The sequence below is a fragment of the Bacillus sp. FSL M8-0256 genome, from assembly GCF_038005765.1.
Classification (GTDB): domain Bacteria; phylum Bacillota; class Bacilli; order Bacillales; family Bacillaceae; genus Bacillus; species Bacillus safensis.
Map to the genome: position 1 here is coordinate 3,413,840 of NZ_JBBOTU010000001.1, position 12,763 is coordinate 3,426,602.

Genomic DNA, 12,763 nt, shown 5'->3' on the forward strand with positions numbered 1-12,763 from the left:
GATAAATGATGAATATACGCTCAATGATGATTTCATGTTACGCAGCTTTTATTTCTTTCATTGGATGGCTGATGAGCGGCGTGAAGCCTCGTGAAAACCAGGTGACGCTGCTTGTTTCATTCCAAGAGAATGCGGCTGCTCTCATTCATACTTATCAACAACAGGCGAACATGACAATGAAGCTTACTGTCCTCTATACGAAGCATGCTTCTGCGATAGAAAAGGACGAGCCTCATCTGTCATTTCGCTATTTTCATGAAAAAAATCCTCTCCATCTCATTCAATGTATGTATACGATGTTTAAAAGCAAGGTTGTCGTGACGGATAATTACTTTCTCATGACGAGCGTGCTCAGAAAACGGCCTTCTACCACCTGTATTCAAGTATGGCATGCCAATGGGGCTTTGAAAAAGTTCGGGCTTGAAGATGCTTCAAATTCTGAACGAAGTCCCCGTGACATCGAACGCTTCAAACGTGTCTATGCGTCTTTCGATTACATTGTGACAGGCTCAGATCACATGCGTGAGATTTTCAAGACCTCGTTTGGGGTCAATGATGAACGCTTTTTACCAACTGGTGTACCACTGACGGATGTGTACTATGAACAGCATCAGCCTTCCTTGAAGCTAAATGATGTTCCAAAAGGGAAAAAGATCCTGCTCTATACACCGACCTATCGAGACTTTGCAATGGACGGTCTTGTGCTGCCTTTTTCAAAAGAGCAGTTGCAAACTGAGCTGAACGGCGATTACATTCTGCTCGTCAAGCTTCATCCTGCGGTCAAACATTTAGCGAAAGCAGAAACAGACGGTGAATGGATATTTGATGTGTCCGATCAGCCGCTCTATCCATTGCTTTGTGCTTGTGATGTCCTAGTGACAGATTATTCGTCCATTGTGTTTGAGTATGCACTGCTCGAAAAGCCTGTCTTGTTCTTCACTTATGACTTAGACACTTATCGAGAGAAACGCGGCTTAGTCGATCGGTATGAAGATATCATTCCTGGTAAGGCTTGCGTCACTCAAGACATGCTCTTGCAGGAGCTTTTACACCTAAACAGATCAACCAATAAAGAACGAATCAAAACCTTTGCTGAGGAATGGAACCAATATTCAAAGGGACAATCCAGTCAGCAGCTCCTCTCATTTATTGAGCAGCAGCTGCTCCTACACAAAAAACGTCCGGCTTCTCATTAGGAAGCACGGACGTTTTTTTATTTGTTATACACCGGGATATCATAATACAGCGTATAGTCATCAAGCAGGTTATACAAACTATACATGCGAGTGACTTGCTTAGAAGCCCAGCCAATATCTGTTGCATATTGATGAGTGGCTGTAGCCGACCAGCGCATTTTATAAATTGTATCTTGCTTGTATGTGGCATTATTGATATAGCTGTTACCAATGAATTTTGCTCCGCCAATAATGGCAGCCTCTGGCGTGAACCATTGTTGTTCATACGCATACTTTGCACCAAGATAATTCGGATTGCTGTCATATGCGCCAATGCCATACATGTTATAAACTTTCTTTCCATTATACATTGTACCATTCGCTAAAATGGAACTTCCGTTACCCGTTTCAAGCAACGCATGAGAAATAAGATAAATTTCGTTGATATGATACGTTTTTGCTGCTGTAATAAAGGCTTGTCCTTTACCCGCAAGAATCCCTTTTCCTGCTAAAATCTTTGAATTGACCTCTGCTGGATTGAGATTCGCAGCTTCAGAGAGTTTCAGAAATTGAAAATAAGATTGCGTGCCTTCGGCAATATTAGCTGGATCTACATATTTTTGCACCTCTGCTGCACTTGCATTTCTCCAGCCGAGGTTGATCCTAATCCAGTTCCCTTCTTTCCCAAGCTGTTTCACTTTTGCTCCTTTATTGAGCTGTGCCACAATGTTGCTTGCAGAGCTCGAATCAGGTGTAGATCGGACATTTAAGCCATCCGTATTCACTGTCGATGTGGCTTGGTCTACATATGCTGCATAGACATAGGCCGCACCATCTGTCTGTGGTGACACCTTCATTTGTTTGTTGACCATCTCATTGACTGTAAGGTTGTAGTTCGTTTGCATGACCATTGGGCCATTTTTAATTTTTATGGCTGTGGCGGTCCAGCCATATTGGCTTTTCACAAAAGCAATGGCTTCATTTACAGTTGGTAACCCTGTAAATTGCTGCGTAATGTTGATTTTGTAAGTTGGTTTCGTTGTTGTTGTATACGCAGCGGTTTCATTCCGTTTTTTGAAAAATGCCATGCCTTGGTCACGCAGTGCAGCTGTTGAGATGACACCTGTTTTGATCTGATATTGAGCATAAACGGCTGCGCCTGTTTTTTGAGCAGCGGCCTTCATTTTTTGTTTGGTCAAATAGCTGAGTGCTTGATTCAGTTTTGTCTGATTCACTGTCGGCTCTGTCGTGATACGGTATTGCTTGACCGCTTCTGTCAGCGTTTTTGTACTGCTGGCAACGCCATTTTTCTTGATAATCTCTTGAGCCTGCTTCACTTTACTTTGTTCATATACAGGTGTTGTCTTGAGACTATATGTTTTGCTGACAGCCTGTCCATTACTTGCCTTGATGCTGCTTGTCAGCTTCTGCGTTTTTAAGTAGGCGGCACCTTTATCCACTTTCGCTTGGTCCACTGCTTGATTGACGACGAGTCGATATGTGCTGTCTGATACCTTGCCAGTTTTTTTCGTTGTCGCAGATACTTTTTTCTTTTGGAAGAAAGCCGCTGCTTTTTTCGCCTCTTCATCTCCTAAAAGGTTTCCCGTCACGACTTGATATGGCTGTGTAGAAGAAATCTTTTTGGACGTGTAGCGCCATTTCTTTTTCTTGAAAAAGGCTACCGTTTTGGCGTAAGCTGTATCGTTCAGTTGATTGAGCTTCACGATATAATTTTTTGTTTTTCCCACTCGCTGGACAGCACCTGCAGCACCGGTTTGTTTCTTAATCTGAGCTGCAGCTGAAGCTGCTTGTTTGTTGTCTTTAAAATAGCCTGATTCCAAGCTGTAGACATTTTTTAAGGCACCAGCCTTTTGAATCTTCCCGCTGATCTTTGCTTCTTTTTGCAGCTGGGTAAGGAGCGTCTGTGCTTTCGACTGGTTCGCTTGTGCAGCGGATGTGACGATGTAATACGGCTTACCTGCTGTCACCGTTTGAAGGACTGGTTTTAAACCAGATGCCTTTTGAAAGCCTTGCAGAATGGTATTCGCCTTACTTTGTCCAACAATACCGCTTGAAATCAACTGATACACAGTGCCAGCTTTCGTTTCGGTTTGGTATGTACTGGTGACGCCTGCCTGCTTTTGCAGCTCAGTTTGAATATTTTTCACTTTCGTTTCAGAATCAATGGTTCCTGATATGACCTGATAAGAAGGTTTGCTTTGATTGATGACTTCATAGGAGCTATTGAGCCCTGATGTTTTCGTTAGTTCAAGTGAGAGCTTTTTCGCCTGACTTTCATCATTGACTGGGTCAGATACGACCTTTTGTAAAGGAAGGCGGTCACCTACTGGAGACACCGTACCGCTCATGCCCACTTCTTTTTTTAATGCAGCTGCACTTGCATTCGCTGCTGCTTGCGACTCATATCCTGAAGCAGTGAGCTGATAGGTCGACGTATTTCCTGAGGTTTGATAAGTGGCTGTCCATTTTTTGTCTTTCTTCAGTGTTTCCACTGCTTTTTTCACTTCTGCTTCTGTTGTAAATACCTTTGAGGTGTTCATCGTATAAATGGATTGATCGACATAGGAGGCTGCTTGCGCTTCTTTACCCGTGTGTAATGTCATACCAAAGGCAGCTGCGAGTAACATAATCTTGATGGTTTTTTTCACGTTCCCTGTCCCTCTCTTAACTTTGCATAATAGTCTACTAATCTCTTTATCGACAAAAACAAGTACTCTTTCAAGTCATTTATGCAATAGAAAAATAGAGGACCCACTCGAAGTCCTCTTTTCCTTATATATGCGACACAATCAGTTCACAAGATCCTTCAATTGAGAAGCTTCCTGTTTCAGCCGGCAAAATAAAATGAGCGCCCTTTGGCAGTGGATATGTGTGTCCGTCATGCTCTAAAGACCCTTCTCCATGAATCACACTGCATAGCAAAAACGGATAATCCTGCGAAAGCACTACTTTTTGATCAATTTCCCATTTATACACAGAGAAATATTCTGCTTCGACAAATGTACGAATGGTCACTCCCCGGCGTGTTTCAACTGATTCATCTGCATACCCGTCTACATGAGGAACTGTTGTGACATCAATCGCTTGCGCAAAATGAAGTTCACGTTCGTTGCCATCCTGGTCTTTTCGTTCATAATCATATACGCGATAGGTTGTATCTGAGCTTTGCTGCGTTTCAAGGACAAGCGTTCCTTCGCAAAGCGCATGGATGGTACCGCTTGGCACATAATAAAAATCACCAGGCTTAATCTTCACCCGCCGCAAAAGACCTTCCCAATCTCCGCTATTCATCATGGTGACAAGCTCAGTTCTTGTTCTTGCATTGTGCCCATAGATCATTTCTGCTCCTTCTTCGCAGTCAATGATATACCAGCACTCTGTTTTTCCAAGCTCGCCATTTTCATGTCTTTCCGCATAATCATCATCTGGATGCACTTGAACGGATAAGTCTTGGTTTGCATCTAATATTTTAGTTAACAGCGGGAAGCGGTCGCCTTCTATCCCCCCGAACAATTCTCTATGATTGTCCCAGAGTTCGATCAGCGTTTTCCCTTTATATGGACCGTCTTGTACGACACTTGGTCCGTTTGGATGAGCAGAAATTGCCCAGCATTCTCCCGTTTGATCAGAAGGAATATCATAGCCAAATTGATCCCTTAAGGCTGTACCTCCCCATATTCTCTCCTTCAATTCAGGCAGTAAAAAAATTGGTGACTGCTTCATTCAGGATGACTCCTCCCTTTGCTACCCTTTGATAATCCTTACCCAGCTTGATGAAAACTAGTAAGTCTCAACTTTTATTATGACGCTATCTAAAGAGAAGTCAATCCTTTCAGTACACCGAATGAAAACGATAACACAAAAAATGTTTTACCCTTTGACAGAGCCAGCAAGAAGCCCTTTAACAAAGTATTTTCCAAGAAGAATATAGACGAGTAGTGTCGGCAGCGCAGCCAATATCGCCCCTGCCATTTGGACGTTCCATTGCACAATTTGACTGCCTGATAGATTTTGCAAGGCAACCATCACCGGCTGATGCTCCGCAGTGGTCATCGTGACCGCAAATAAGAATTCATTCCACACATTTGTGAACTGCCAAATGGCCACCACAACAAATCCTGTGATCGAAAGCGGAAGAATCATATGTCTGAAAATCCCGATAAACCCTGCACCATCCATTTTCGCCGATTCAATCATTTCATCTGGGATGCTCACATAGAAATTTCGGAACATGAGTGTTGTGATCGGAAGTCCATATACGACATGGACAAGCACAAGCCCTGGAATTGAATTATACAATCCGACTTCACGCAAAAATTGAATGAGCGGGATCAGAATACTTTGATATGGAATAAACATCCCAAACAGCATCAGCGTAAAGACGACTTCTGATCCTTTGAAACGCCATTTTGATAATACATAGCCATTCATTGCACCTAATACAGCTGACAGTAAAGTAGCGGGAATAACAAGATAAAGAGAATTCATTAAATTGGGCGCCAGCTTTTCAAACGCGATTTGATAGCTTGAAAAATCGATAGTAGATGGCAGCGACCACATTCGCTCAAGGGTGACTTCACCTAATGGCTTCAAGCTTGTGACGAGCATGACATAAACAGGCATCAGAAAAAAGAGACTGCACAAAATCAATAAAGCATAAAGAACTGGACGGACAAACCATCTGGCTGTCATGATGAAGCCCCCTTCCGGCTCGACAGGAGATATGGCACGATAAAGACCGCAACAGAGATCAGCATGACAACCGCAATGGCGGCACCGCCTGCATAATGGTTTCCTCTAAAGGTCATTTCAAACATATACACGCCCGGAACATCCGTGACAAAGTTCGCACCCGGCCCTGTCATCGAGTAAATCAAATCGAAGATCTTTAAAGAAATGTGAGCCATGATGATGACAACACTTGCTGTAATCGGTTTTAAAAGAGGGAAAATGATTTTCCAGTAAATCTGCCACTCCGTTGCGCCATCCATTCTAGCAGCCTCTCTTACTTCCTCTGGAATCCCTCGCAGACCCGCCAAATACATCGCCAGAGAGAAGCCTGTCATTTGCCAAACAGCTGCAATCACAACAGCAATCATGGCCGCAGGTACACCAAACTCAATTTTCCCCCAGACAAATCCGGCCAATATGTTCGTATCTGTATACCACTTAGGCTGGATTCCAAGCGTTTTCAAAAATAAATTCACCCCAGTTGACGGGTTTAAAATCCATTGCCATACGACTCCTGTGACAACGAAGGAAAGGGCCATCGGAAAGAAGAATAAATTCCGAAAAAGAGATTCCCCCTTGATCTTCTGGTCTAGTAAAATCGCAAGTGCGAGACCAGAGACAATGACCGCTCCAATAAAAAATAAAGTGAAAAAGACCGTGTTTCGAAGATCTGATTGAAAGCGGAAATCTTGAAACAGCATGACATAATTGCGAAGACCTGCGAAAGAGAAATCAGGAACAAGCGTGGTCCAGTTTGATAATGACACATATCCTGTCCAGCCAATAAAACCGTAAACAAAGATGAATAATAAAACCGCTGACGGGGCTAAAAAGAGCAGCGCCAGCAGCTGGTCTCCATTCCATTTTTTCCGCATACGTTTAACTTTGGGCACAGGTGTTTTTGTCATCGGCGATGTGTCTATGCGCATGAAACTGCACTCCTTTCTAAAAAAGAGGCGGTGCCTAGCCGCCGCCTCCTTCGTCTTTATTTCATTGCATCTTTTAATGATGAAACAAACTGACTGCTGTCTTTTTGTGTCACGAAGATATTGACGGCTTGATTCGCTTTTGTCACAAACCCTTCTTCAGCAGCTGAGCCATGAGCAAGAGACGGCGCCAGTTTTGACTCTTTAAATGCCTTCATCGCCAATTTTCCGTATTCATCATATTTTGATACATCTGCATCCACACGTGCTGGAATCGATCCTTTTAGCGGATTAAACGCATCCTGTCCTTCCACAGATCCTAAAACGGATAAGAATTTCTTCACGTTTTCTGGCTGTTTCACACCCTTTGGCAGTCCAAATGTATCGGTGATCACCATAAAGCTTCCTTCCGTTCCAGGAGTCGCCGCGTATCCAAAGTCTTGATTCACCTTCAAATCAAGATCATTCACAAAGTACCCCTTCGCCCAGTCGCCCATGACATTCATTGCCGCTTCTCCTTTTGCCACGAGCTGTGAGGCATCCTGCCAGTTACGTGAACTGTGATCGTCATTGACGTATTCGAGCATACGTCCAAAGATGTCTGCCGCTTCCTTCACTTTCGGGTCATCCATTTTCATGTCGCCAGCCCAAAGTTTTTGATAACCATCTGCCCCTAATACTCCCAGCAAAACACTTTCAAACAAATGAGTCGCTGCCCAAGGCTCCTTATCTCCAAGTGCAAGTGGTGTGATTCCTTTTTTCTTTAATGCATCTGCTGTTTTGAAAAATTCATCAAATGTCGTTGGCGGCTCTAAGCCTGCATCATCAAATACCTTCTTGTTATACCAAAGCACATTGCCCCTGTGAATGTTCACTGGCACGGAATAGATTTTCCCATCTTTGCTGACAAGGTCAATCAGTGATTCTGGAAATTTGTCTTTCCAGCCTTCTTTTTCATATAAATCATCCAGAGGCTCCATTTTGCCTGCCGCGACCCAGCTCTCATTCAGCTCCGCCCCGCCATGCACTTGAAACGTAGCAGGCGGATCATTTCCCTGCATACGGCTAGTCAGGACAGCCTTTGCATTCGTACCAGCACCACCTGCGACGGCTGCATTTTCAATTGGAATGTCTTTATTCTTCTCTTCAAACAATTGGATGAGTGCTTTCAGCCCGTCTTCCTCACCTGCTCCTGTCCACCAAGAGAAAATTTCTAGTTTTTCCGCTCCGCCTTCTTTTTTTGCCTCTGAGTTCGTCGATGGGCTGCAGGCAGTGACGATAAGCATACAGAGTGCCAGCAGCGTAAAGCCTAATTTGAACTTCATAATTGATCCCCCTATCCCCATTTTGTAAGCGTTATCAAAATAAGTATAATGGCAGATCCTTGCTTTTTTTCAGGCAAACTTCTTCACTTTTTTATGAAATTCTTCATTTTTTTACGGCCTGTTTTCGATATTCCTTCGGTGAACAACCGACCATCTTCTTAAACACACGGCTGACGTAATTAGGATCTGTATATCCTGCCTGAAAGGTAATTTCTTTTAAGCTAAGCGTGCTGTCTTTGAGGAGCTTTTTGATTTTATCCAGCCGGCAGGCTGTCACATACTCTTTAAATGTCAGACCCGTCTCGTCTTTAAATCGTTTTGTGAAATAGGTGGGACTTAAATCAACATAAGCGGCCGTTTGCTCAAGCGTGATCTGTTCACAATAATATGTTTTAATGTAACGTTTTGCCCGCTCGATGTCATTGATGGTCTGGGTTCTCGCTTCATACACATCAAATAGGTGTTCACAGCATTGGCGGCATTCAGCTGCGGTGCTGATTGTCAATATCGATAGGTCTGTACGGAGGCGTGATTTGAAGAGAATCAGCAGTTCTTTTACCTGTGAAATCGTCGCCCCCTCTAATTGAAAGGCATCAAATAAAGCCAGCGCATCCTCTCTTCTCCCTTCCTCAAGCGCCTGCATCATGCTGTCTGCAAGCTCCGGCAGATAAATCAATGGACCGGGCTTCACCTCTGTTTGGTAAAAGCCATAACGAACAACGCCGCCACTCTTTTTTCGCTGATAATAGGAAAGCTTCGCCTCTGCTGCACTTTTCTGAAGATGAAGCGGGTTTGAGACTGGGTGCCCTATGCCAACGACAGGTGAAGGCTGACCGTTTGTCATGGCAGCTCGAATGGCTTGCAGCACCTCTGCCTTTAGCTGACCTGATCCTTGATGACTATAAATGAGGCATGTAAATAGTTCACTTCCCATCTGAATCGGTACTGTATGAAATCGTGCTGATTTCTGTAAATCGATCAACAGCTGATCTCCTTCTGTCCGCTGCACAGCGATGATAAGACCTGCTTCATATTCGGAGAATAGTTGTTGAAACTCCATGGATGTATAAGATTGACCGTTCATGACATGCGCTTCAAGCCACTTTGACTGCTGATCGGCCGCTGCCGCCTGCCGCAGAGTCGCCTCCTGCTGAATCTCTGCTGCTACAAATCGAATGGCTGCGATGGTTTCATCTTTGTCAGCTGGTTTGACGAGGTATTGTTTCACCCCCTCCTGCATCGCTTGCTTGGCATAATCGAATGTATCGTAGGCTGTCAGCATAATGAATTTTGTATGAGGACTGATTGCTTTGATCTGTTTGATCGCTGTCAGTCCATCCATGCCAGGCATCTGAATATCCATGAGCACAAGATGAATGGACTCAGATCGCACGAATTCAACCGCCTTCTTTCCATTTTCCGCTTCTCCTGCTATATGACACTCTGGAACCCATTCGGTTAAGAACTTCCGCATCGCTAGCCGTTCTATTTTTTCATCATCGACAATCAGCACGTTCAGCATGACGGTCCCTCCTTCATCGGAATAGCCAATTGTATGGTGGTGCCTTCGTTTGGCTTTGAATCAATTTGAAGGGCATCTTGCACCCCGTAAAACAAGCGCAGTCTTGACATTACATTTCGAAGACCGATTCCTGTTGAGTGGCCTTTACTCAATATGTTCGAATCTTCCTCTTCTTTTTCTGATAGCAGCCTTCTTTTCTCTTGTTCATTGATGCCCATCCCATTGTCCCGAATCCGGATCATTACATAGCCGCCTTCTTGATAGATCGAGAGCTCGACAAGTCCCTCTTCCTCCTTTGGCTCAACGCCATGAATAAAGGCATTTTCAACAAGCGGCTGTAAGGTGAGACTTGGGATATGCACAGATAAACACGATTCATCGATGGACGTTTTGCACGTAATTCGATCGGCAAATCTCGTTTCTTGTATATGAAAATACTCTTTCACCACTTTCACTTCTTGTTCCAATGTAACGGATGTACTAAGAGCAGACAGCGAATACCGCATCAGCGTGGAAACGGATTGAATCAACCTCGATGTGGCTTCTGCTGATTCTAAGTAAGCCATACGTGAAACGATGTTTAATGTGTTAAATAAAAAATGCGGATTCATTTGGTTTTGCAGCGTTTTTAGCTTCATGTCTTTGATTTTTTGATCCAATGCTGCCTTTTGTTTGATCTCTTCAATCATCATTTTCATCTCTTGCCGCATTCGCTGAAAGGCTTCATTTAAAACAGATATTTCATCCTTTGAGGTGACATGCAAATTCGCTCCATCAAAATGTCCTTCTGATACTTCTTTTACGCTTCGGGACAGATGAACGATGGGTCTTGAGATCCCGCCAGCAATCATATACGCCATCCATAAGGCGACCCCGATTGATAACGTAAACAGGCACAAGGTAAAGAGCGCATAGGTTTGATGCCTTTTTTGAAGAGTTTGATAGAGTATCTGATACTCAGATAATTCATCATCAAGCAGGGTCATCGTCTGCTCTTGTATATAGGAGGAGACGGTTCTCACTTCCTTCACACTTGCAGCATATTCTTCGATTTTCCCTTCTTTTACATGTGTCATGGTCGCATCACTTTCATTGATGAGCGTCCGCATCATATATTGATATTTTTCAATAGAAGGAATTGCCGCATGAAGACCGGCATCCTTTCGCAGCGCTTGATCGTATGATTTCATTTTCTGTTTTGACGTAAGATATTCTTTGGCAAACTTCCGTTCCTTTTCAATGGCATAGGCATTGACCTTTTCATACATCGTTTTCGCCTCTGTCGATATATCATTGAGCAGGAGAAAAGAACGAAAGCTCCGGCTATATTCTGATGTGATTTTTGAACTGCTCCAGTAGACAAAAAAAGCAGCTACGTTGCCAAGAAGCACAAGGATTAAAAATGCCAATAACAGCTTACTTCGAATCCTTCTCATGGCTGCACCCCCTGCTTTCTGTCTGTTTGCTGAAGAGGCAGATCCCCGCGCCGGATTACACTCGTTCCCGTGTACTGAAGCGGTTCTTCTTTTTCACCTTTCTGCAAACGAACAAGCGATTCAACCGCTTGATAGCCCATTTCATAAGGATGCTGTACGACCACGGCATCAATTGTTCCATCATCAAGTGCCTGAATCGTATCAGGCAATGTGTCAAATGCAAGCACATAAAAATCAGTGGTTGATCGATACTGTGCGATTGCTTGAATAATGCCTGCGCCATCTAATGCACTTGTACCATAAAATGCGGTGAGCTTCGCATGATCGTTTAATAATTTATAAGCGGCACCTGAAGCACCTGACTTCGTAATGGCTGATTCTTCTATCCCAGCAATATGAATGCGTTTTTCAGCAGAGACGGCATCTCGAAAGCCTTTGACACGCAGCTTTTGATGAATGGCATCCAGCCTGCCTGTGACAATTCCTACATACTGTTCACCTTTTGTATCTGCGATGAGTGCCTGTCCTGCGATAAAGCCTGAATAGTAATTGTCCGTTCCTACATACACTTGACGCTTGCTCCCCTCTGCATCTGTATCGACGGTGACAACATCAATTCCCTTTTCCCTCGCCTTCTGAAAAAGCGGTTTGTATTTTTTCGCATCAAGTCCCTGTGTCATAATGCCATCAACATGTCCAGCGATTGCCATATCAATGGTTTTCAGATGATCGTCCACATCCGCTTGCTTTGGGCCCAAATATTCTAGATACACGTGATGAACGTCTGCCGCATCCGCAGCTCCCTTTTGTACCAGCTGCCAATATTCGTTATCAAGTTCCTCCGGTATAAGAACAAAATGATATTGATACGTTGACTCCGTTTTATCGGAAGCGCTTTCAATTTTAAATAAATCTTGACCTAATAACGTTAAAAAGATGACAGATACCGCACAAAATGTGAGAAATGCGCTTATTCCGATCCACTTAGATAATTTCACCGTGTCCTCCTCCTTCCCACTATTTCCGCATAAAAAAAAGAGCTGCTTATAAGCATACTCTCTTGACCTCTATAATTCCTTTGTCATAAATAAACTGTTTGGATCTTCTTGATATGTACCAAAAGGCGGACAATACTGAAACCCAGCGCTCTCATATAGTTTTCTTGCTGGTTCAAAGAAAGCCATTGCCCCTGTCTCTAAGCTGACACGTGTGTAGCCGCGCCGTTTTGCCTCTTGGAGAAGATGATTCAGCATATACCTCGCTACACCTTTTCGCATATGGAGGGCTGCGGTTCTCATCGATTTGATTTCCCCATGTTCACTTGACAGTTCTTTTAACGCTCCGCAGCCAAGAAGCTCCTCTCCATCTCGCACACTCCACACGGTGACATCCTGTTTTTTTAAATCAGTTAATGGAAGGGCATGAATGCTTTCTGGCGGCGAATGCTCCTTCATTTCTTCTAGATGTGCGGTAATCAGCTGGTCAATTCGTCCATCCGTGAGTTCATCTTGTAGAATGTACATTTCCATCACTCCTTCACGCTCATTGTACGTGAAGAGTCACATGTTTACCTGCTGTTATGTCAGATAAACGAACAAACAACCGGCATCAACGAGCCAGTTGTTTG

Annotated in this window: 10 protein-coding genes; 1 reads left to right on the forward strand and 9 read right to left on the reverse strand. The window is 43.8% G+C overall.

Features of this window, described 5'->3' with window-relative positions; genetic code table 11:
- Positions 1-5 precede the first annotated feature (5 nt).
- Positions 6-1,196 (forward strand): CDP-glycerol glycerophosphotransferase family protein, encoded by a 1,191-nt coding sequence (locus NSQ76_RS17685; protein ID WP_080708102.1) that lies wholly within the window; start codon positions 6-8, stop codon positions 1,194-1,196.
- Between the two features lie 17 nt (positions 1,197-1,213).
- Here the strand turns inward: NSQ76_RS17685 and NSQ76_RS17690 are convergent, their stop codons facing one another.
- From NSQ76_RS17690 to NSQ76_RS17730, 9 genes are all read right to left on the reverse strand, one after another.
- Positions 1,214-3,844, reverse strand: coding sequence for a glucosaminidase domain-containing protein (locus NSQ76_RS17690; protein WP_034624578.1), 2,631 nt, complete (start codon positions 3,842-3,844; stop codon positions 1,214-1,216).
- Positions 3,845-3,968: 124 nt separating this feature from the next.
- Positions 3,969-4,919, reverse strand: a complete 951-nt coding sequence (gene manA / locus NSQ76_RS17695; protein WP_341055188.1) for a mannose-6-phosphate isomerase, class I — start codon at positions 4,917-4,919, stop codon at positions 3,969-3,971.
- Positions 4,920-5,066: 147 nt separating this feature from the next.
- A complete protein-coding gene (locus NSQ76_RS17700; protein WP_024426281.1) occupies positions 5,067-5,888 on the reverse strand; it encodes a carbohydrate ABC transporter permease in 822 nt (273 codons plus the stop codon).
- The gene (locus tag NSQ76_RS17705; RefSeq protein WP_034624582.1) at positions 5,885-6,856 is read right to left on the reverse strand and encodes a carbohydrate ABC transporter permease; all 972 of its coding nucleotides are present in this window, start codon (positions 6,854-6,856) and stop codon (positions 5,885-5,887) included. Before NSQ76_RS17705 ends, NSQ76_RS17700 begins: the two co-directional genes overlap by 4 nt.
- Before the next feature lie 56 nt (positions 6,857-6,912).
- Positions 6,913-8,178, reverse strand: coding sequence for an ABC transporter substrate-binding protein (locus NSQ76_RS17710; protein ID WP_034624584.1), 1,266 nt, complete (start codon positions 8,176-8,178; stop codon positions 6,913-6,915).
- A gap of 103 nt (positions 8,179-8,281) precedes the next feature.
- Positions 8,282-9,700, reverse strand: coding sequence for a response regulator (locus tag NSQ76_RS17715; protein ID WP_034624586.1), 1,419 nt, complete (start codon positions 9,698-9,700; stop codon positions 8,282-8,284).
- Entirely contained in the window at positions 9,694-11,136 is a 1,443-nt protein-coding gene (locus NSQ76_RS17720) for a sensor histidine kinase (RefSeq protein WP_034624588.1), read from the reverse strand. The genes NSQ76_RS17715 and NSQ76_RS17720 overlap by 7 nt, the downstream gene beginning before the upstream one ends.
- Positions 11,133-12,134, reverse strand: a complete 1,002-nt coding sequence (locus NSQ76_RS17725) for a sugar-binding protein (RefSeq protein ID WP_034624590.1) — start codon at positions 12,132-12,134, stop codon at positions 11,133-11,135. Before NSQ76_RS17725 ends, NSQ76_RS17720 begins: the two co-directional genes overlap by 4 nt.
- 69 nt (positions 12,135-12,203) lie before the next feature.
- Positions 12,204-12,659 carry a GNAT family N-acetyltransferase gene (locus NSQ76_RS17730; RefSeq protein WP_034624591.1) on the reverse strand — a complete coding sequence of 152 codons (456 nt, stop codon included), beginning with the start codon at positions 12,657-12,659 and terminating at the stop codon, positions 12,204-12,206.
- Positions 12,660-12,763: the final 104 nt, after the last annotated feature.